The sequence below is a fragment of the Vibrio sp. PSi01 genome, from assembly GCF_054960695.1.
Map to the genome: position 1 here is coordinate 235,119 of NZ_JBHNYN010000003.1, position 20,467 is coordinate 255,585.

At 43.9% G+C, this 20,467-nt stretch carries 17 protein-coding genes; 9 read left to right on the forward strand and 8 right to left on the reverse strand.

What is annotated here, in order from left to right:
* Positions 1 to 30: 30 nt before the first annotated feature.
* From nrfD to nrfB, 3 genes are read right to left on the reverse strand one after another with little or no spacing between them, the layout of a single operon-like run.
* Positions 31 to 1,005 (reverse strand): cytochrome c nitrite reductase subunit NrfD, encoded by a 975-nt coding sequence (nrfD, locus tag ACFI6G_RS06375; RefSeq protein ID WP_016791333.1) that lies wholly within the window; start codon positions 1,003 to 1,005, stop codon positions 31 to 33.
* A gap of 2 nt (positions 1,006 to 1,007) precedes the next feature.
* Complete coding sequence (gene nrfC, locus ACFI6G_RS06380) at positions 1,008 to 1,694, reverse strand: cytochrome c nitrite reductase Fe-S protein (protein WP_010438136.1); 687 nt, start codon at positions 1,692 to 1,694, stop codon at positions 1,008 to 1,010.
* A gap of 3 nt (positions 1,695 to 1,697) precedes the next feature.
* Positions 1,698 to 2,282: a cytochrome c nitrite reductase pentaheme subunit gene (gene nrfB / locus ACFI6G_RS06385; protein ID WP_010438133.1), complete on the reverse strand. Its 585-nt coding sequence runs from the start codon at positions 2,280 to 2,282 to the stop codon at positions 1,698 to 1,700.
* A gap of 481 nt (positions 2,283 to 2,763) precedes the next feature.
* On the opposite strand from nrfB, the gene nrfA reads away from it, so the two are divergent.
* Both nrfA and ACFI6G_RS06395 read left to right on the forward strand, forming a co-directional pair.
* Positions 2,764 to 4,194, forward strand: a complete 1,431-nt coding sequence (gene nrfA / locus ACFI6G_RS06390; protein WP_010438130.1) for an ammonia-forming nitrite reductase cytochrome c552 subunit — start codon at positions 2,764 to 2,766, stop codon at positions 4,192 to 4,194.
* A gap of 145 nt (positions 4,195 to 4,339) precedes the next feature.
* On the forward strand, positions 4,340 to 4,684 hold the full coding sequence (locus tag ACFI6G_RS06395; RefSeq protein ID WP_010438127.1) for a rhodanese-like domain-containing protein: 345 nt from the start codon (positions 4,340 to 4,342) through the stop codon (positions 4,682 to 4,684).
* 105 nt (positions 4,685 to 4,789) lie between these two features.
* On the opposite strand, the gene ACFI6G_RS06400 is transcribed toward ACFI6G_RS06395, so the two are convergent.
* Both ACFI6G_RS06400 and gyrA read right to left on the reverse strand, forming a co-directional pair.
* Positions 4,790 to 5,419 carry a TPR domain-containing protein gene (locus ACFI6G_RS06400; protein ID WP_010438125.1) on the reverse strand — a complete coding sequence of 210 codons (630 nt, stop codon included), beginning with the start codon at positions 5,417 to 5,419 and terminating at the stop codon, positions 4,790 to 4,792.
* Positions 5,420 to 5,656: 237 nt separating this feature from the next.
* Positions 5,657 to 8,344: a DNA gyrase subunit A gene (gene gyrA / locus ACFI6G_RS06405; RefSeq protein ID WP_010438123.1), complete on the reverse strand. Its 2,688-nt coding sequence runs from the start codon at positions 8,342 to 8,344 to the stop codon at positions 5,657 to 5,659.
* A 258-nt stretch (positions 8,345 to 8,602) separates the two neighbouring features.
* Here gyrA and ubiG point away from each other — a divergent pair, with 258 nt between their 5' ends.
* From ubiG to yfaE, 4 genes are all read left to right on the forward strand, one after another.
* Positions 8,603 to 9,346 (forward strand): bifunctional 2-polyprenyl-6-hydroxyphenol methylase/3-demethylubiquinol 3-O-methyltransferase UbiG, encoded by a 744-nt coding sequence (gene ubiG / locus ACFI6G_RS06410; RefSeq protein ID WP_016769292.1) that lies wholly within the window; start codon positions 8,603 to 8,605, stop codon positions 9,344 to 9,346.
* 508 nt (positions 9,347 to 9,854) lie between these two features.
* Positions 9,855 to 12,137, forward strand: coding sequence for a class 1a ribonucleoside-diphosphate reductase subunit alpha (gene nrdA, locus ACFI6G_RS06415; protein WP_010438119.1), 2,283 nt, complete (start codon positions 9,855 to 9,857; stop codon positions 12,135 to 12,137).
* Between the two features lie 103 nt (positions 12,138 to 12,240).
* The gene (gene nrdB, locus ACFI6G_RS06420) at positions 12,241 to 13,374 is read left to right on the forward strand and encodes a class Ia ribonucleoside-diphosphate reductase subunit beta (protein WP_004733365.1); all 1,134 of its coding nucleotides are present in this window, start codon (positions 12,241 to 12,243) and stop codon (positions 13,372 to 13,374) included.
* On the forward strand, positions 13,374 to 13,652 hold the full coding sequence (gene yfaE / locus ACFI6G_RS06425) for a class I ribonucleotide reductase maintenance protein YfaE (RefSeq protein WP_010438115.1): 279 nt from the start codon (positions 13,374 to 13,376) through the stop codon (positions 13,650 to 13,652). Before nrdB ends, yfaE begins: the two co-directional genes overlap by 1 nt.
* 172 nt (positions 13,653 to 13,824) lie before the next feature.
* Here the strand turns inward: yfaE and napF are convergent, their stop codons facing one another.
* Together napF and ACFI6G_RS06435 are read right to left on the reverse strand one after the other, a co-directional pair.
* A complete protein-coding gene (gene napF, locus ACFI6G_RS06430) occupies positions 13,825 to 14,340 on the reverse strand; it encodes a ferredoxin-type protein NapF (protein WP_010438113.1) in 516 nt (171 codons plus the stop codon).
* Complete coding sequence (locus ACFI6G_RS06435; RefSeq protein WP_016798497.1) at positions 14,340 to 14,906, reverse strand: molecular chaperone TorD family protein; 567 nt, start codon at positions 14,904 to 14,906, stop codon at positions 14,340 to 14,342. The genes napF and ACFI6G_RS06435 overlap by 1 nt, the downstream gene beginning before the upstream one ends.
* A 198-nt stretch (positions 14,907 to 15,104) precedes the next feature.
* On the opposite strand from ACFI6G_RS06435, the gene ACFI6G_RS06440 reads away from it, so the two are divergent.
* The 3 genes from ACFI6G_RS06440 to ACFI6G_RS06450 are packed head-to-tail and all read left to right on the forward strand — an operon-like array spanning position 15,105 to position 19,022.
* On the forward strand, positions 15,105 to 17,543 hold the full coding sequence (locus ACFI6G_RS06440) for a DmsA/YnfE/YnfF family dimethyl sulfoxide reductase (RefSeq protein WP_016796337.1): 2,439 nt from the start codon (positions 15,105 to 15,107) through the stop codon (positions 17,541 to 17,543).
* An 11-nt stretch (positions 17,544 to 17,554) separates the two neighbouring features.
* Positions 17,555 to 18,175, forward strand: coding sequence for a DMSO/selenate family reductase complex B subunit (locus ACFI6G_RS06445; protein ID WP_004733360.1), 621 nt, complete (start codon positions 17,555 to 17,557; stop codon positions 18,173 to 18,175).
* Position 18,176: 1 nt separating this feature from the next.
* Entirely contained in the window at positions 18,177 to 19,022 is an 846-nt protein-coding gene (locus ACFI6G_RS06450) for a dimethyl sulfoxide reductase anchor subunit family protein (protein ID WP_010438105.1), read from the forward strand.
* Between the two features lie 161 nt (positions 19,023 to 19,183).
* Here the strand turns inward: ACFI6G_RS06450 and ACFI6G_RS06455 are convergent, their stop codons facing one another.
* The gene (locus ACFI6G_RS06455; RefSeq protein ID WP_016789264.1) at positions 19,184 to 20,422 is read right to left on the reverse strand and encodes a CinA family nicotinamide mononucleotide deamidase-related protein; all 1,239 of its coding nucleotides are present in this window, start codon (positions 20,420 to 20,422) and stop codon (positions 19,184 to 19,186) included.
* Between the last annotated feature and the right edge of the window lie 45 nt (positions 20,423 to 20,467).

The following is a 20,467-nucleotide window of genomic DNA, read 5'->3' on the forward strand; positions in this document are numbered from 1 at the left end:
CAATTGTCCAACATCCACTCACTAACAAACTTAAGCGAGCGTTAATTGCCCTGCGTAAAGAACAAAAGTTCGCAGCATTAATACGCCCATTAGACTTAGCGAAGTCACGGAGAAAATATACACCGAGCTATGGCGAATTGAAGTTGGTGTCACTGCATTCAACAACAATGGTAAAACCATGCCAACACCGATGACGCCGTACCAGAACCAGTTCGCCCAGAATCCACTGCCGATTGCGTTCCAGACTGCTTGCTCACTTTGACCACCAGCGAAGATCAGCCCAGTAAAGAAAGTAATAAGAACAAACAACTCAAACATCACGACCGGGCGTTCGAATCCGTGGATCCATGAAATACTCGGGCTATGAGGTGATTCTTTAAAGACCAACACACCAAATAAAATACACGCCGCCGCACCCGAAGATAAACTCGAGAACAAGAACAAGATCGGCAGTACTGGGTTATTCAATAGTGGGAAGGTATTTAAAGCTGACAGCAAGAAGCCCGTATAAGCAGCAAGCATCAATGCGAGAACCGCTAGGAATATTTCCAAAGCATTCTCAAACACCTCTAATTTGCCAATCCAGTTACCGACAAAATCAAGTCGCCCTTTTAGCCATGCTTGATCATTCAAAAACACGACTATTTGATCTCTAAATATAATGCCGATCCAAAGGAATAGGATCACCATATATACTTGGAATAAGATCACACCCATCGACATCACAGACGTTGGATTATAGAAGATCATGATCTTCCAAAAGGATAACGGTTTTGTCAGGTGGAAAACCAAGATAAGCAGACCTGAAATGATCCCAAATGGCGCAAGAAAAGCCGTGGCCTTTAGCACACCATTATGAGCAGGATCGCCTTCAATGACCTTACGTTTTAGGTAAATGGAGATCATTACGGCACCCGCCGACATCCCCGCGAGAAATAGATAGATTGCTATAATCCAGTCCCATACCACCGTACCAGACTGAAAAGCTGCGTCCCATGCACTCATAATCAAATCTCCCCTTTTTGGTGTGGCACTTTATAGAGTTTTGGTTGAGTGCCTAGATAGGCTTTATCTCTGTAAACCACCTCGGATTGAAGTACTCGGTTTATCTCACTCTTAGGGTCATTCAAATCACCGAATGTCAGCGCTTTGGTTGGGCAAGATTCGACACAAGCCGGCAACTTCCCTTGTGCTAAATTAGTGTCTCGACAGAAGTTACACTTATCTGCGGACTTGTTTTCTGGATGGAAAAAGCGCACTTGGTATGGGCAAGCCAATAGACAATAACCACAACCGACGCACTTCTCTTGATGCACATCGACAATGCCCGTTTTTTCATCTTTGTAGGCCGCGCCTGTTGGGCAAACCATCACACAAGGTGCGTTATCACAATGCTGGCAAGAGTTACGAGTAAAACGGTAATCAACATTGGGATATTCGCCTTGGGGCTCACTCTTAATAATTTCTAAGCGCGATACACCTTCAGGTACTTTGTTTACTTCACGACATGCTTCGGTACAGGCGGTACAACCAATACAAGCGGTTTCGTCATGAATCATTCCATAACGTTTAGTGCCATCTTCTTGAACATTAGCTAGCGTCTTGCGACTTGTTACCGCCGCAGTTCCCGCTACACCTGTGGTAAAAATAACGGCACCCGCGCCTGCTAAAAAGTTTCTTCTTGAGCAACTCATAGATTACTCCTCTTCTTTCTTCTGGTTGAAGTCTGAATGGCAATCCACACACAGCTTGATGGTTTGCTTCTTATCTAAGCCCAACACCTTTGCTTCAGTCGCATGAACATCATGGCAGTTTGAACACGTTAAGTTTTGCGCGTGAACATCGTGAGTCCAACTCGCTTCGCGGAGATCATCAGGTTGGTGACAATCGATACATTGGCTATTGGCATCTAGGATTAATTTAGGGTCTAAGAAAACCTTCTCGGTTCCAGGTTGTGATTGAGCCTCACGATACTTCACCACTTTAGGTGCACCTTCACGGTGATCGGGGCTAATAGAACTATGACAGTCGGTACAATTTACTTCGCGGCCAAGCAAAGCGTGTGCACTTTCACCATGTGAACCCAATACCGTTTCTTTTGAATCTTTATGGCATTGAACACACTTGTAGTCTTTGTCGCGGATTAATTCGACTTCATGTCTTGTTGATTCTCCTACTGGCGTAACAGCAGGCTCAGCAACAGCATGAATGGAATAACCATAGAGGCAGAATGCTAGAAGGGATTTAAGCATTATGACTATGGCCAATTTAATATTGCCCATTTTATCCTTTCCTTATACCGGCATTATTTAACTCTCAACTAAATAATATTCCGGTTAAACAAAAGTACCCTTAAACGATATTATTACCGCTTAAATGATATCAATTCTTATTTTGGATAAGCCACAACGCTTTCTATTGTTAGAATATACCTCTAATTGGGTAACATGAAATTTCGACAGGTTAATTTGTGAACGCAATCACCCTATTTACATCATGGTCAATTTAGGTAATTGTTTGTTATATATGATAATAATTCTCAGTTAAATTCTAATCAATCTAACTTTAAATACCACTTTAGGGTTATATAAACTTCAGCGTGATTAAGGTCACTGTCATAAATTGATCTGGGACAATCTATATCCAACACGTAACAAAATGTGTTCAATTATGAATTAATATAAACAGGAATTCTCCAGTTCTTAATTTGAATAGCAAACTCACAACGCTTGGTATAAAAATCAGTATATTGGAGATATCACTGTGAAAAAGCATTGGATACGTAATTCGGTCACAGCACTATTAATGGTTAGCGCATCACTAGCAAGCGCGACCAGTTTTGCTGCGCCTGAACAAAAAGAAATTGGCGATCCTCGTAACGATCAGTTCGAGCAAAATCACCCAGATCAATATCATTCATGGAGACAGACGTCAGAAAGCGAAACCATTGAAGACGCACTAAAAGAAGATCCGAACATGGTTATCATGTGGGCTGGCTACGGCTTTGCAAAAGATTACAACAAGGCTCGTGGTCACTTTTATGCGATTGACGATGTACGACAAACACTTCGTACTGGCGGACCGACGGACGAAAATTCTGGCCCTATGCCAATGGCGTGTTGGAGCTGTAAGAGCCCAGATGTAGCGCGTGTTATCGAAGAGCGTGGCGAAGATGGTTACTTCGAGGGTAAATGGGCGCGTCTTGGTAACGAGATCATTAACCCTATTGGATGTTCAGACTGTCACGATACCCAAAGCGAAGGCTTCAAAAATGGTGAGCCAGCACTGAAGGTCACTCGTCCTTATGTTGAACGTGCATTTGAAGCAATTGGTAAAAAGTTTGATGAGCAAAGCCGTTTAGACCAACAAGCTTCAGTTTGTGCCCAATGTCATGTGGAATACTACTTCACCGGGCCAACCAAAGGCGTGAAATTCCCTTGGGACCAAGGTACAACCGTCGGCGATATGGAACGTTACTATGATGCGATCAACTTTAAAGATTGGACTCATAAAGTATCGAAAGCACCAATGCTGAAAGCACAGCACCCTGGTTTCGAAACATGGCGTGAAGGTATCCACGGCAAAAATAAAGTCGTCTGTGCAGACTGTCATATGCCGAAAGTGACCAAAGAAGATGGCACTGTTTATACCGACCATAAAGTGGGTAACCCATTCGACCGCTTCGAAGATACATGTGCAAACTGTCACACTCAATCGAAAGAAACCATGCGTAACATCGTTTCAAGCCGTAAAGCACAAGTTCTGAACATGAAGCTGACTGCTGAGAAGCAAATCGTAGCCGCTCACTTTGAAGCAGGTGCGGCATGGGAAGCCGGTGCGACAGAGCAAGAGATGGAGCCTATCCTACTGGATATCCGTCACGCTCAATGGCGTTGGGACTACGCTATTGCGTCTCACGGTATTCATATGCACGCACCTGAAATCGCTCTAGAAGTACTAGGTACTGCCGTTGATCGCGCAGCGGATGCTCGAACTAAAATTGTTCGTCTACTGGCGAAGAAAGGCATCACCGATCCAATCGAAATTCCAGATATCTCGACCAAAGAAGCGGCTCAAAAAGCGCTTGGAATGGACATGGATAAGATGAACGCAGAGAAACAGCACTTCTTAGACACGGTTGTTCCTAAATGGGAAGAGCAAGCTGAAAAGCGTGAAGCCAACTACGAATACTAGTTTCTTCAAATAGACCGTTAGGTAAAAACCAGTCACACTATTGTTGTGTGGCTGGTTTTTTGTTTTAAATATTCAGTGTTGGGTTTGAAGCATTCAAATCAATACGTACTTTCCAATGACCGTTTGCTAATTCAAGGAGTCAAAAATGAAGACCTTATTTTCGCTTTTAGCATTATGCATTACACTACTCAGTTCAGGCGTTAACGCATCAGAGCGCGCAGAGACAGGGTGGGAGTTGATAGAGAAAGGTGCATTAGTCATTGATGTAAGAACACCTGCAGAGTTCGAACAAGGGCATCTAGACAACGCCATCAACTACCCTCTTTCAGAAGTAGCGACTCACTTTGCTAATATTGAGAAAGACCAACCGATCGTTTTGTATTGCCGCAGTGGTAATCGCTCAGGGCAAGCTTATCAGTTCTTGCGTGATCAAGGATTTACTCAAATCCATAACGCAGGTGGTTTAACTGAAATGATCGAAAGCCAATAGATACGGAAAATAATGATTTTAGAAATTAATCACTTTAGAGTCGAATTACTTCAAAGGTAAATAGTTTCAAAATTTATTCAGGAACAACAAGCTTATTGACCAAGCCTAGCGGATCATCTCTTTGGCTTGGTTGATCGAATGAATAATCGAAACACGATCAATGCCCTTTTGATTGGAATCGAGGATTTGAGTCCACGCATCGATCGCTTGTCGATAGCGCATACTAATGAAGTGATCGGTCGCAATCAACATTAAGGCGGTACGATCGTTTGGATCAAGCTGCATCGACTGATTTAATAGCCTCTTGACCTCATCACTCATCGCCTGGGAGCTAAGGTAATAAAGTGCAGTAGCTTTAGCAGCATAAATACCAGAAGGTGCTTGAGGATCTAATCGAATCGCATAATCGTAGCAAGTGAATGCCGCATCAAACTCCCCTTTTTGCATGTACACACCACCAAGCTTAAACCACAAATCGGATTGATTTGGGTCTTGCTCAAGGCTCTGCTGAAGCTCATCTTGGAAATCTGTTGCCGTGTAGCTATCGCTATCATCTAAAGGAAATTGAGGTAACTCTTGTTTAAGCTGAAACCAGACAAGCACACTCAAAACCACAGCGATAAGCGAAATCATCGCATTGCCTTTTAAATGACGGCCATTTTTGCTCGCGGCAATAACAAACGCGATAAAAAACAGACTCATTAATAGTAAAGCAACCAACAACCAGATATCCATTCCACATCCTTTTATTTAGCTTTATCTCCTACTCTATCGCTTTCGTTCTGCCTCGTTATTGATCAAAGTTTAGCGTTCGAGATTTAGTGCTCAAACTTTTGCATAAAAGCGACAGGTTAAGGTCTGCTCTAAGACCTAAACGAACTGATAAGAAAAATGAAATGACAGGTAATAAAAAACCGAGCACTTAGGCTCGGTTTTTTCATTGGTACTCTTAATTACTTAGTGTAATCGAGATTACTCAGTATCTTGCTCGCTATCACTCTCAGAGTCAGAAGCATCGGATGCTTGCTCTTCATTTGATTCAGAAACGACCTTTCCTTCTGCATTAACTGTTTCTGCGTTTACTGCGTCAGCATTTGCTTCTTCAGTTTCTTCGCCTTCAACAATCTCAGCTTCTTCTACTTCGTCGATACGTTGTAGACCTACAACATTCTCATCTTCAGCAGTACGGATCAGTGTTACACCTTGAGTGTTACGACCAACTTGGCTGACTTCCGCCACGCGAGTACGTACTAGTGTACCTGCGTCGGTGATCATCATCATTTCATCGCCTTCTTCAACCTGAACAGCACCAACTACTGGGCCATTACGATCAGAGACTTTGATAGATACTACACCTTGCGTTGCACGGCCTTTCGTTGGGTATTCAGCCAACTCAGTACGCTTACCGTAACCGTTTTGAGTCACAGTTAGGATATCGCCTTCATTTGAAGGAACAATCAGTGAAACCACTTGATCGTCTTCTGGAAGCTTCATACCACGAACACCAGATGCAGTACGACCCATTGGACGTACTTTGTCCTCGTTAAAGCGAACAACTTTGCCCGATTTAGAGAACAGCATGATGTCGCTATTACCATCAGTAATATCAACGCCAATCAGTGAATCATCGTCACGTAGGTTAACTGCGATTAGGCCGTTAGCACGTACGTTTGCGAATTGATCCAGTGATGTCTTCTTAACTGTACCGTCGCCTGTTGCCATGAAGATGAATTTCTCGTTAGAGAACTCAGAGACAGGCAGGATAGCCGTAATACGCTCACCTTCTTCTAGAGGAAGAATGTTAACGATAGGCTTACCACGAGCGGTGCGGCTTGCTTGAGGCAGTTGGTAAACTTTCAGGCGGTACGTCTTACCACGAGTAGAGAAACATAAAATGTTATCGTGAGTATTAGCAACAAGCAGACGCTCAATGTAATCCTCATCTTTCATCTTAGTTGCACTCTTACCTTTACCACCACGACGCTGAGCTTCGTAGTCGCTTAGAATTTGGTACTTAACATAACCTGCGTTAGAAAGCGTTACTACAACGTCTTCTTGAGCAATCAGCTCTTCCATGTCGATGTCATGAACCGCTGCTGTGATTTCTGTACGACGAGCGTCGCCATAGATTTCACGTACCGCTTCAAGTTCTTCACGGATAACTTCCATCAAACGCTCAGTACTTGCAAGAATGTGCATTAGCTCAGCGATTTCTTCTAGAAGCGCTTTGTACTCGTCTAGAATCTTCTCATGTTCAAGGCCAGTTAAGCGATGAAGACGAAGCTCTAGAATAGCTTGTGCTTGTGTTTCCGTTAGGAAGTATTGGCCATCGCGGATGCCGTATTGATCTTCCAACCAATCAGGACGAGCCGCATCAGTACCTGCACGTTCAAGCATTGCTGCAACGTTACCAAGTTCCCAACCGCGAGCTACTAAACCAGCTTTTGCTTCAGCAGGCGTTGGAGCGTTACGGATAAGCTCGATGATTTCGTCAATGTTAGCAAGTGCTAGAGACAATGCTTCAAGGATGTGTGCACGGTCGCGCGCTTTCTTCAGTTCAAAGATAGTACGACGAGTCACAACTTCGCGACGGTGGTCTACGAAGCACTTAAGCATGTCTTTGATGTTGAACAACTGTGGTTGACCATTGTTCAGCGCAACCATGTTGATACCGAAAGTTGTTTGCAGTTGAGTTTGTGAGTAAAGGTTGTTCAATACAACTTCACCGACAGCGTCACGCTTACATTCAATAACAATACGCATACCATCTTTATCAGATTCGTCACGTAGAGCACTGATGCCTTCAACTTTCTTATCTTTAACCAGTTCAGCAATCTTCTCGATCAGGCGAGCTTTGTTTACTTGGTAAGGAATCTCAGTAACGATAATGGTTTCTTTACCATTTTTCTCTACTTCAATATTCGCTTTTGAACGCATGTAAACTTTACCGCGGCCAGTTTTATAAGCATCTACGATGCCTTTACGACCACTGATAAGTGCTGCTGTCGGGAAGTCAGGACCAGGGATATAGTCCATTAGCTCATCAATAGTAATATCTTCATTATTGATAAATGCTAAACAGCCATCAACAACTTCACCAAGGTTATGTGGTGGGATGTTGGTAGCCATACCTACTGCGATACCAGAAGCACCGTTTACCAATAGGTTAGGAATTTTTGTAGGAAGTACTGCTGGAATTTGTTCTGTACCATCGTAGTTCGGTACGTAGTCCACAGTTTCCTTATCAAGGTCAGCCAGGAGCTCGTGAGCAATTTTCGCCATACGAACTTCGGTATAACGCATTGCAGCCGCGGAGTCGCCATCGATAGAACCAAAGTTACCTTGGCCATCAACTAGCATGTAACGCAGTGAGAACGGTTGAGCCATACGAACAATAGTATCGTATACAGCACTATCACCATGCGGGTGGTATTTACCGATTACATCACCTACTACACGAGCAGACTTTTTATATGGTTTGTTCCAATCATTACCCAGTACATTCATCGCGAACAAAACGCGGCGGTGTACAGGTTTTAGGCCATCACGCACATCTGGAAGGGCACGACCAACGATGACGGACATCGCGTAGTCTAGGTATGAACCTCTAAGCTCATCTTCAATATTTACGGGCGTGATCTCTTTCGCTAGATCGCTCATAGAGCCATTTTCCCTCTATAGTCAGATCGTATTTTTGAATACGTATAAGACCGAAAAATATAACACAAATTTACCTACGGAGGCATCACTTTCCCTCTCCTTTTACCATCTTGTGACCCTTGTAGCCAATCAATTGATGAGAAATTGCACCTCCGCATCATATCTCGCTGAAACATGGTCACTTTACACCCAATAAGTTCGCAAAATTGTAGATCTTCTGGTCAAGGCGAAAAGGCAAGTTATAATGCCTGCAATTTCATGGATGCCGTATTTAACTTGGAAATGCCGATTATGACTAAATCACAGAATGTAGACCCAGCAGAAATCAAGAAATTTGAAGACATGGCGTCACGCTGGTGGGATCTAGAAGGCGAATTTAAGCCTCTACATCAAATCAACCCACTACGCCTAAACTACGTGCTAGAAAAAACTGAAGGTTTGTTTGGTAAGAAAGTGCTCGATGTTGGTTGCGGTGGTGGCATTTTAGCGGAAAGTATGGCAATCGAAGGTGCTGTAGTGACAGGGCTAGACATGGGCAAAGAACCACTTGAAGTGGCACGCTTGCACGCACTAGAAACTGGCACCAAGCTCGATTACATCCAAAGTACCATTGAAGACCACGCAGAAGAGAATCCACAAACTTACGACGTGGTCACTTGCATGGAAATGCTAGAGCACGTGCCTGATCCACAATCAGTGATCACCGCATGTTCAAAATTGGTCAAACCGGATGGCCACGTTTTCTTCTCTACGTTGAACCGCAATTTTAAATCTTACTTGTTTGCGATTGTTGGTGCAGAGAAGCTACTAAAGATAGTTCCTGAAGGCACTCACGAGCATGACAAGTTCATTCGCCCAGCTGAACTTATCAAGATGATTGATAATACATCTCTACAAGAACTCGGCATCACTGGGCTGCACTATAATCCACTGACAGACACTTACCGATTAGGTCGCAGTGTTGAAGTCAATTACATCGTGCATACGCAAAATTTCGCTTAAAAAATATCAGCTATCCTACCGTAAAATTTTTTCTAAAAAAGACTAATGAAAAAGGTTGCAATTAACATAAGTTTGCGACTTTTTTCAGTCTAAATTTCGTGCGCTAGCTTCCATTTTGACCACCTAGATTTAAATTTAATCGCCTAAAATCCATCGCCCATTTTGCTCAAAGATCAAGGGATTTTTTTTTATAGGCGTGCAAAAATAAAGCATCATTAAAAGCCGACTTTTATACAATCAAGTCTCATCTATCTTCATCAGTTAGTGGTCACTTACAGTTTTTTTTCAATCCACCACTTATCCACAAGCAACCCAATTTCTTTACCTTGAAAAAGTTCGGTTGTAGCACTATCTTGTAACCCAACAAACAAATGACCCCTATATGTTGTGTTTGAACTACAATATATGGGTAGACCAAGATCACAAAGCCGACACGTAATTTACAAAAATTACACAGAAATACACAAAAACACGGCCTTGTTCAGTTTTGTTAGGGAAATTAAGCAGAATGAACCAACAACTTACTGTTACCAAGCGTAACGGGCGCAAAGAAACCATCGATCTAGAGAAGATCCACCGCGTGATCACATGGGCAGCTGAAGGCTTGCACAATGTTTCTGTATCACAAGTAGAATTGAAAGCTCACATTCAGTTTTACGACGGCATCACCACGACTGACATTCATGAAACTATCATCAAGTCAGCAGCGGATTTAATCTCTGAAGAGACTCCTGATTACCAATATCTAGCAGCACGTCTGTCAGTATTCCACCTACGTAAAAAAGCGTATGGCGAATACGAGCCACCTGCGCTTTATGACCACGTTTCAAAACTGGTCGATATGGGTAAATATGACAGCCACCTAATGCAAGATTACACGAAAGCTGAGTTTGAAGAGCTAGACCAGTACATCGACCATAAGCGTGACTTAGACTTCTCTTACGCGGCAGTTAAGCAGCTTGAAGGTAAATACTTCGTGCAAAACCGTGTAACAAAAGAAATCTACGAGAGTGCTCAGTTTCTTTACATCCTAGTGGCTGCGTGTCTATTCGCTAAATACCCTAAATCGACTCGTCTTGACTACATCAAACGTTTTTACGACGCATCGTCTACGTTTAAGATTTCTCTACCTACACCGATCATGTCTGGTGTACGTACGCCTACTCGTCAATTCAGCTCTTGTGTACTGATCGAATGTGGTGACAGCCTTGATTCAATCAACGCAACAGCAAGCTCAATTGTTCGTTACGTATCTCAACGTGCTGGTATTGGTATCAACGCAGGTCGTATCCGTGCGCTGGGTTCTGAAATCCGTAATGGTGAAGCGTTCCACACTGGCTGTATCCCTTTCTACAAATACTTCCAAACAGCAGTAAAATGTTGTTCACAAGGTGGTGTTCGTGGCGGTGCGGCAACGGTATTCTACCCACTATGGCATGGTGAAGTTCAGTCTCTATTAGTACTGAAAAACAACCGCGGCGTTGAAGAGAACCGTGTTCGTCACATGGACTACGGCGTACAGCTGAACAAACTCATGTACTCTCGTCTTGTTCAAGGTGGCAACATCAGCCTGTTCTCACCTTCTGACGTACCTGGCCTTTACGATGCGTTCTTCGAAAACCAAGACCGTTTTGAAGAACTATATGTTAAGTACGAAAACGATCCTTCAGTGAAGCGTGAAACGGTTAAAGCCGTTGAGCTATTCTCTCTGCTAATGCAAGAGCGAGCTTCTACTGGTCGTATCTACATTCAGAACGTTGACCACTGTAATACACACAGCCCGTTTGATTCTGAAGTGGCTCCTGTTCGTCAGTCGAACCTATGTCTAGAAATCGCGCTACCAACTAAGCCACTTTCTAACGTAGAAGATGACGAAGGTGAAATTGCACTATGTACGCTTTCAGCGTTTAACCTAGGCGCAATCAACGAGCTAGACGACCTTGCTGAGCTTTCTGAACTGGTTGTTCGTGCACTTGATGCATTGCTTGATTACCAAGACTACCCACTTCCAGCAGCACGCAAGTCGACAATGAACCGTCGTACTCTAGGTGTGGGTGTCATCAACTACGCATACTACCTAGCGAAAAACGGCGTGAAGTACTCTGATGGCAGCGCAAACAGTCTGACTCACCGTACTTTTGAAGCAATTCAATACCACTTGTTAAAAGCGTCTGTTGAACTGGCGAAAGAACAAGGCCGTTGCCCATCTTTCCACGAGACCAACTACGCGAAAGGCCTACTACCAATCGATACTTACAAGAAAGATATCGACTTAGTATGTGAAGAGCCACTGCACTACGATTGGGACACGCTACGCGAAGAGATCATGGAGTACGGTCTGCGTAACTCTACGCTAACAGCGCTTATGCCTTCTGAGACTTCGTCTCAAATCTCGAACGCAACTAACGGTATCGAGCCACCACGTGGTTACGTATCAGTGAAAGCATCGAAAGACGGCATCCTTAAGCAAGTGGTTCCTGACTTCTTAAATCTTAAAGAGAACTACGAGCTACTTTGGAACATTGGTTCGAACGATGGTTACCTGCACCTAGTGGGTATCATGCAAAAATTCGTTGACCAAGCTATCTCTGCAAACACTAACTATGATCCAAGTGTTTACGACAGCGGTAAAGTACCAATGAAGAAGCTGCTTCAAGACCTACTTACAGCGTACAAGTACGGTGTTAAGACGCTTTACTACCATAACACTCGTGATGGTGCTAAAGACGACCAAGGCGATGCAGTTCAAGTGCCGGAAGAAGATTGTGAAGGCGGCGGTTGTAAGATCTAAACCGCAATAAACATTAAGACCCCAGAGAAGAGTTATCTTCTCTGGGTTTAAAGCATTAACAGGGCCCGTTTTATTACGGGTCTTTAAAGGATTTGAGGCATTTATGGCTTACAGTACTTTTTCTCAGCAAAAAAATGACCAACTAAAAGAACCAATGTTCTTGGGTCAGTCGGTAAACGTTGCACGTTACGACCAACAAAAATTCGAAATCTTCGAAAAGTTGATCGAGAAGCAGCTTTCTTTCTTCTGGCGTCCAGAAGAAGTAGACGTATCTAGCGACCGTATCGACTACAACAAGCTTCCTGAGCATGAAAAGCACATTTTCATCTCTAACTTGAAGTACCAAACGCTTCTAGATTCTATCCAAGGCCGCAGCCCTAACGTTGCCCTACTTCCACTGGTATCTCTACCAGAAGTTGAAACTTGGATTGAGACTTGGTCTTTCTCTGAAACGATTCACTCTCGTTCTTACACACATATCATCCGTAACATCGTCAATGATCCAGGTGTAGTATTCGACGACATCGTTGAAAACGAAGAGATCCTGAAGCGTGCGAAAGACATCGCGTTTTACTACGATGATTTAATCAAGCTGACGGCTGACTACCACCGCTACGGCGAAGGCAACCACAACATTAACGGCGAAGACGTTAAGATTTCACTTCACGACCTGAAGAAGAAGCTTTACGTATGTCTAATGTCTGTAAACGCACTAGAAGCGATTCGTTTCTACGTGAGTTTTGCATGTTCATTCGCATTCGCTGAACGTGAGCTAATGGAAGGTAACGCGAAGATCATCAAGCTAATCGCTCGTGATGAAGCTCTTCACCTTACTGGTACACAGCACATGATTAACTTACTGCGTAATGGCCAAGATGACTTCGAATTCATGCAAATCGCTGAAGAGTGTAAGCAAGAGTGTTTCGACCTATTCAAAGAAGCAGCAGAGCAAGAAAAAGAGTGGGCAGAATACCTATTCAAAGATGGCTCTATGATTGGTCTGAACAAAGACATTCTTTGCCAATACGTTGAGTACATCACTAACATCCGTATGCAAGCGGTTGGTTTAGGTACTGCTTACCCAGAAGCAACGTCGAACCCAATCCCATGGATCAACGCATGGTTATCTTCAGATAACGTACAAGTTGCTCCACAAGAAGCTGAAATCAGTTCTTACCTAGTTGGTCAGATCGACAACGAAGTAAAAGCTGACGACTTTGAAGGATTCGAGCTGTAATGCCAACAATCAAAATCAACAAGCTGACTTCGATTGAATCTAACCCTTCAAACACTCTATTGGAAACAATGGAACAAGCTGGGTTAGAGCCAGAATACAACTGCCGAGATGGGCATTGTGGCGCTTGTCGTTGCACGTTGGATTCTGGGGAAGTCGAGTACGTTGGTTTTGCTATGGCTTACACGCAAGGTAATGAAATATTACCTTGTATCTGTAAAGCAAAGACTGAGCTATCGCTGAGTAACGTTATTCACAGAAACAAGCAAAAACGCGCATAAGCCAACTGGCTTTAGGTCGCTTTGTTCGAATATCGTCAATAAGAATTAAAAAGGGTCCGCTTCCTTTAGGAGTGCGGACCCTTTTCTGTTTATGTCTTTAGGTATCTGAAACAACTCGTCTATCACTCAACCAAAATCTTCATGTTCGCTTGTGTCATACAAAACCAAACGTTTATTGCTGAGTCAGGTTAAGAGTCACAGAGCCAATATAACAAGCGCTTCGGCACTCTCCACAGCCGTTACACTTATCTTTGTCCACTGTAGGCAACTCTCCTACTTCAATGTGTATCACACCTGCTGAACACGCAGTTTGGCATGCTGAACAGTCCATTTGCATGTAATTATTGCAGCTATCAGCAAAGCTCGGCTTGAGGTCGATATAAGGCGTGACCGTTGGATGAAGTGCGCCAGTTAGGCACACTTCAGTGCATTTGTTACACATAGAACAACTGTTGTAATCCAAATTCAACAGCGCACTACCCTCTAGCGTCTCAATCACGCTATTCGGACACGCTTGCTCACACAGTCCACAACTGTCGCAAAGACGCTCAAACAGCACCTCATCGACAGCCCTAGGTGGTCTAGCATGTAAGCGCTGTGATTTCTCTTCATAACTTGCAGCAGCTTTAACTGGCTTAGAGAGTCGAGTTAAGAAACCACGCCTATTCGAATTTATTTGCTCAGACATTAGTCGATATATAACTTTTTAGTGGCAACGTTTAAATTATATTCAGATGTTAATTGATTAAGCCAATTTATTACATCACTTGATAGCTTCTTATAAAATGATAAATCTGATGCTGTATTTAATTTATCTAAATAAGTAGAAGACCAAGGTAATAAGTGACACTCAAGCAATTCACGAGATGAATTAATATTATTATTTTCTAACAAATACGCATGAGCGAATAACATTAAACCAAATTGATCTTCTGGCTCTCTTAAACCTGTATCCAATTCAATTTGGTTTAATTCTAGAAACTGTCGATATTCCACAGTCGTTGCACCAAACACCACACGGTCTTTATCTAGGTACACAGACCCCCAAGGCGGAGCTGGCATGTCTCCCACACCTTCGAACAAGCGGCTGAACTCTGCTGCGAGCGCATCTTCATCTTCACTTCTCAATGCCTGCAAGCATTCTTCAGAGAGCACTTCGCTCTCAACCAAAGCTTCAACAATGGTGACCAACTGTTCTTTACTTGTCGCTTGATAAAATAGCGAACCCAATAATTTATGCGTATCGATAATCATTATTATTTATACCGTTATAGGTTTAAAGATAATTATATAAATAAGACGATTTAATTCTTTGATCTATTTTATACATTCGATTCATAAGATTTAAATTTCGCTCTTATTTGATGCCAATCAATCAACAATCCAAAATAAAAAAATAAAGAACAAACTACCTATAAAGTACTATCCATCAATAGCAAAAGGCATCTTAGAATGACGAATAAGAAAGAATCTGGGGTAATGAACCTTACTCGAAGAGGCTTCATGAAAGCTTCTTCTGCAGTAGGTAGTGCAGCCGCACTTGCGGGCGGTATCGCTTTACCTTTCAAATCCAAACCAGTAGCGGCTGCGGTTGCTGAGAATGTGGATGAGAAAATCGTATGGAGTGCATGTACAGTAAACTGCGGCTCTCGCTGTCCACTACGTATGCATGTACAAAACGGTGAAATCAAATACGTAGAAACAGATAACACGGGTACTGACGAATACGGTCATCACCAAGTGCGTGCATGTCTACGTGGTCGCTCTATGCGCCGCCGTGTTTACAACCCAGATCGCCTGAAATACCCAATGAAACGTGTGGGTAAACGTGGTGAAGGTAAGTTTAAGCGTATTAGCTGGGAAGAGGCTTTTGATGAAGTCGCTGGCACTATGCAACGCCTTATCAAAGATTACGGTAACGACACTATCTACCTAAACTACGGCACAGGTACGCTTGGTGGTACGGTAACTAAGTCTTGGCCACCAGCACAAACGCTGATTGCGCGTCTAATGAACCTAAGTGGTGGTTACCTAAACCATTACGGTGACTACTCAACAGCGCAAATCGCGAAAGGCTTGAGCTACACCTACGGTGGTTGGGCAAACAACAACTCTTTCTCTGACTTAGAGAACACTAAGCTTAACATCCAATTTGGTAACAATCCTGCTGAGACTCGCATGTCTGGCGGCGGTCTGATCCACCACTACGTAGAAAGCAAAAACAAATCAAACGCAAGAACGATCATCATCGATCCACGCTACACCGATACTGCCGGTGGCCGTGAAGATCAGTGGATCCCAATTCGTCCTTCTACGGATGCTGCATTGGTAGCCGGTCTTGCACACGTGATGATCACTGAAGACCTCGTAGACCAACCGTTCCTAGACAAATACTGTGTCGGTTATGATGAGAAGACCCTTCCTGTATCAGCACCTAAAAACAGTGACTACAAATCTTATATCTTAGGTTTAGGTGAAGATGGCGTAGAGAAGACACCAGAGTGGGCTTCTAAAATCACAGGCATTCCGGTTGATACTATCGTTAAACTAGGCCGTGAAATGGGCACAGCGAAACCATGTGCCATCCACCAAGGTTGGGGCCTGCAACGTACTGCGAACGGTGAACTAGCTTGTCGTGCAATCGCGATGCTATCGCTACTCACCGGTTCTGTGGGTGTATCAGGCGGTTCAACAGGCGCTCGTGAAAGTGACATCAACATTCCGTTTGTTCGCTTCCCTACTGTGCCAAACCCAGTTGAAACGTCAATTTCAATGTTCATGTGGACTGACGCAATTCACCGTCACCACGAGATGACAGACATCACTGATGGTGTTCGCGGTGCTGAGCGCCTTAAGAACCCAATCAAGATGATCTGGAACTACGCAGGTAACTGCATCATCAACCAACACTCAGACATCAACAAGACACACGCGATTCTTCAAGATGAAAGTGCTTGTGAAATGATCGTTGTGGTTGATAACCATATGACTTCTTCTGCGAAATACGCCGACATCATCCTGCCTGACTTAACGACATCAGAGCAAGACGACTGGTGTATGGATGGTAAAGCATCGAACATGCCTTACTTCATCTACGCACAGAAAGCGATTGAGCCTCAGTTCGAAGCAAAATCTATCTACGAGATGTGTACGCAACTTGCTAAACGCATGGGCGTAGAAAAAGAGTTCACAGAAGGCCGTACTCAAGAGCAATGGATTGAGCACCTTTACGCAGAAACTCGTAAGAACGATCCAACACTGCCAACCTTCGAAGAGATGAAAGAGCTGGGTATCTACAAGCGTAGCTACGACCACCACTACATCGCTTACGAAGATTTCCGTAAAGACCCTGAAGCGAACCCGCTGACTACACCAAGTGGCAAGATCGAGATCTACTCAGAGCAACTGGCTGATATCGCGAAAACTTGGAAGCTGAAAGAAGACGAAGTGATTCATCCACTTCCGATTTACGCGGATTCTTTTGAAGGCCATAACGATCCATTAGCAGAGAAGTACCCACTTCAGCTAACCGGTTTCCACTACAAGGCTCGTACTCACTCAACTTACGGCAACGTTGCAGAGATCAAAGCAGCGGCACCTCAAGAGTTGTGGATCAACCCAATCGATGCGAAAGAGCGTGGTATTGAAAGCGGCGACATGGTGAGTATTTTCAACGACCGTGGCGAAGTCCATATTCCAGCGAAAGTGACACCAAGGATTCTTCCTCGAGTTGTCGCACTAGGCGAAGGTGCATGGTACGCACCAGATGGTCAGAAGATCGACCATGCAGGCTCTATCAACGTGCTGACTACTCAGCGCCCGAGCCCGCTTGCTAAGGGTAACCCTCAGCATACAAACCTAGTTCAAATCAAAGCGCTAAAGAAAGCATAAGGTAGGTTGGAATGAAACAATACGGCTTTTACATTGATTCAAGTAAATGCACGGGTTGTAAAACCTGTCAGCTTGCTTGTAAAGATTATAACGATCTAGACATCAAAACGAACTACCGCCGCGTATACGAATACGCAGGTGGTGGCTTCACTCAAGATGGTGATACCTGGGTTCAGAAAGATGTTTTTTCTTACTACCTGTCTATCGCTTGTAACCACTGTACTAACCCTGCGTGTGTGAAAGTGTGCCCTTCGGGCGCAATGCACAAACGTGATGAAGACGGTTTGGTTGTGGTTGATGAGAGCGTATGTATTGGTTGTCAGCACTGTAGTAATGCATGCCCTTACGGCGCACCACAATACAATGCGAAGAAAGGTCACATGACCAAATGCGATGGTTGCTACCAACGTGTTTCTGAAGGCAAACAGCCTATCTGTGTTGAGTCTTGCCCACTTCGTGCATTGGAGTTTGGTGAAATCAATACACTTCGCGAGAAGTACGGTTCTGGTGCAGATGTAGCGCCACTGCCATCTTCAACCGAAACACTGCCAAACATCGTGATTAAGCTGAACAAAAACGCGAAGCCTACTGGCGATACCAGTGGTCACCTAGCAAACCCGAAGGAGGTTTAAGATGATTTTTCATGAGTGGTCTTTGATTTTCTTTACGGTGCTGGCGCAAACCGCGGTTGGTGGTTACTTACTGATTGGTGCACGTGCACTGGTACTGGGTCATGACGAAGAGAAGCTGAACAGCTACAAGGTTCCAATGTTCATTCTATGGGCACTAATGGGTCTTGGCTTCATGTTCTCGACAACGCACCTTGGCTCTCCACTGCGCGCGTTTAATGCTTTTAACCAACTAGGCTCAGCTTGGTTGTCTAACGAAGTGTTCTTCGGAGCAGCATTCTTCTCTGTAGGCGGCCTACAGTGGCTACTGTCTGTGGTTAAGAAAGGTGGCCTTGTTATCCAAAAAGCACTGATGGTTAGCGCTATGGTGCTGGGTGTTATCTTCATGTACGCGATGATCAACGTATACATGATCAACACAGTACCGACATGGGACAACATCTACACACCACTGAGCTTCATCATGACCATAGTTGTGGGTGGCTTGCTACTATCTCAGTTCGTTCTTGTGTTCGCAAACGACAGCCACTTTACGATTGACCGTAACATCACAATGTTGGCTGTAATTACTGTTGCGATAAGCTTACTTGTGACAGTAGGCAAACTGAACTTAATCGGTGACATCCAAACTTCAGCAGCAAAAGCATCTGAGTTGGTTGACGGTTTAGGCAGCTATGTGATTCTTCAAGTTGCATTACTGATGGCAAGCTTACTGATTTGGATTCTACCTATGCTGAACAAAGCAAAAGTGAATCCAGTAAACCTAAGCCTAGCATTGGTACTGTTCTTAGCTTCTGAATTAATCGGCCGTGGTTTGTTCTACAGCCTACACATGACAAGCGGTTTGTAATCGAGTTCTTACAGACATGAGTTACGTGTAAACATCGCTGCTTGTTTGGTTATCTAGAAGGCTAGATAAACTAAAGGCCCAACACCTATTTAGATGTTGGGCCTTTTTATTTCGTTTTTCCTAGCATTTCCAGTACAGGCTCCGTGAGTTCGCCTAAATGCTTACTTAATAATAGTCGCCGGAATAAACATGTCTTTCAATCGCTTAACTGAAGAGTATGTGCCGAACATCGGTTTGTTATCTAGATGCCTTCTCAACATATCAGCGGCAACGGTCTTAATCACGTTGCGTTGATCTTCACGCGAGTACTGGCGATAAAATTCAAGCACCTGACCCCATTCGCCTGCTTCAGTCGACAATGCAACGCTGAATGTATTGCCTTCCAGCTTACCAGTCACCAAAGCCAATTCAGTTCCGCATTTCTCTCTTGTTGCTCCAGCCAGAGCAAAGGTTGCGGCTAACGGATCGCTCTTTTCAAGTTCGCTCTCTTTTGGCTCAGCCATCACCCACGAATGTCCAAAGCAATCTTCAACCTGCTCATTCAATTGCAGCCACGCTGACAGTGCGCCTTTGGTCGACACTTCAGACACAGATAGCGTCTTCTTTTTTTCCGCCATGATGTGGCCAATATGGTCAATCATCGGCTCGTCAACACTGACTACGTTACTTTCTAATAGTTTGTAAACCATCTGCATTAACTTAACGCGAGTTTCTAAACCAGATTTTGGCCCAAACAGCTTCACCTCAATAAATGGCAGGTAAGAGCGGTAACCTAGCTCATAGCCTTCAGGAAGCTTCAGTTGGTCTAACACATCAGAGATACCGGACTCAGATAAACCAAACGTAAACAGCCTGCTGCATTCAGAAGCAACCACTTGAGGGTATGTACGCGATAAATCAGGAAGAATCTCAAACGTCACCATGCGTTTGAATTCACTCGGGACACCCGGCGTGAAATAGAAAGTCGCATCGTTGATTTTAAGTTTGAAACCACACGCAGTACCAACTGGGTTATCGACAATCTCTGAGCTAGCAGGAAGCAGTGCCTGTTTAAGATTACTGTCAGGCATTGGCATACCACGTCCAGAGAACATCTCTTCCATACGAGCAAGCCATTCAGGGAACATGACGAGTTTCTGCTCGGAAGCAGTAGCTGCCGCTGCAGCACTCATGTCATCGGTTGTCGGCCCTAGGCCACCATTAACGATAACCACATCATAGTTAAAGCTCAGCATCAGCAGTTCTTCAACAAGAGCATTCATTTGATCACCCACGGTTGAGCGCTTAGCAAGAGCAAAACCATGCTGATAAAACTCAGCAGACATCCAAGCTGCGTTTGTATCTACAATGTCTCCATGAAGAACTTCTTCACCTGTGCTTAACATTGCGATTTTCGTCATATTTCTATCCCTTGTTGTCATAAAAAGACACTGCATTATTTACAA

Bases quoted from the DNA above. Each gene is read 5' to 3' on its own strand.
- ubiG (WP_016769292.1), top strand. From the start codon at position 8,603: ATGGATGCCGTATTTAACTTGGAAATGCCGATTATGACTAAATCACAG.
- ACFI6G_RS06445 (WP_004733360.1), top strand. From the start codon at position 17,555: ATGAAACAATACGGCTTTTACATTGATTCAAGTAAATGCACGGGTTGT.
- ACFI6G_RS06455 (WP_016789264.1), bottom strand. From the start codon at position 20,422: ATGACGAAAATCGCAATGTTAAGCACAGGTGAAGAAGTTCTTCATGGA.
- ACFI6G_RS06395 (WP_010438127.1), top strand. From the start codon at position 4,340: ATGAAGACCTTATTTTCGCTTTTAGCATTATGCATTACACTACTCAGT.
- ACFI6G_RS06435 (WP_016798497.1), bottom strand. From the start codon at position 14,906: ATGATTATCGATACGCATAAATTATTGGGTTCGCTATTTTATCAAGCG.
- nrfD (WP_016791333.1), bottom strand. From the start codon at position 1,005: ATGAGTGCATGGGACGCAGCTTTTCAGTCTGGTACGGTGGTATGGGAC.
- gyrA (WP_010438123.1), bottom strand. From the start codon at position 8,344: ATGAGCGATCTAGCGAAAGAGATCACGCCCGTAAATATTGAAGATGAG.
- nrfC (WP_010438136.1), bottom strand. From the start codon at position 1,694: ATGAGTTGCTCAAGAAGAAACTTTTTAGCAGGCGCGGGTGCCGTTATT.
- ACFI6G_RS06440 (WP_016796337.1), top strand. From the start codon at position 15,105: ATGACGAATAAGAAAGAATCTGGGGTAATGAACCTTACTCGAAGAGGC.
- nrdB (WP_004733365.1), top strand. From the start codon at position 12,241: ATGGCTTACAGTACTTTTTCTCAGCAAAAAAATGACCAACTAAAAGAA.
- ACFI6G_RS06400 (WP_010438125.1), bottom strand. From the start codon at position 5,419: ATGGATATCTGGTTGTTGGTTGCTTTACTATTAATGAGTCTGTTTTTT.
- nrdA (WP_010438119.1), top strand. From the start codon at position 9,855: ATGAACCAACAACTTACTGTTACCAAGCGTAACGGGCGCAAAGAAACC.
- napF (WP_010438113.1), bottom strand. From the start codon at position 14,340: ATGTCTGAGCAAATAAATTCGAATAGGCGTGGTTTCTTAACTCGACTC.
- ACFI6G_RS06450 (WP_010438105.1), top strand. From the start codon at position 18,177: ATGATTTTTCATGAGTGGTCTTTGATTTTCTTTACGGTGCTGGCGCAA.
- yfaE (WP_010438115.1), top strand. From the start codon at position 13,374: ATGCCAACAATCAAAATCAACAAGCTGACTTCGATTGAATCTAACCCT.
- nrfB (WP_010438133.1), bottom strand. From the start codon at position 2,282: ATGGGCAATATTAAATTGGCCATAGTCATAATGCTTAAATCCCTTCTA.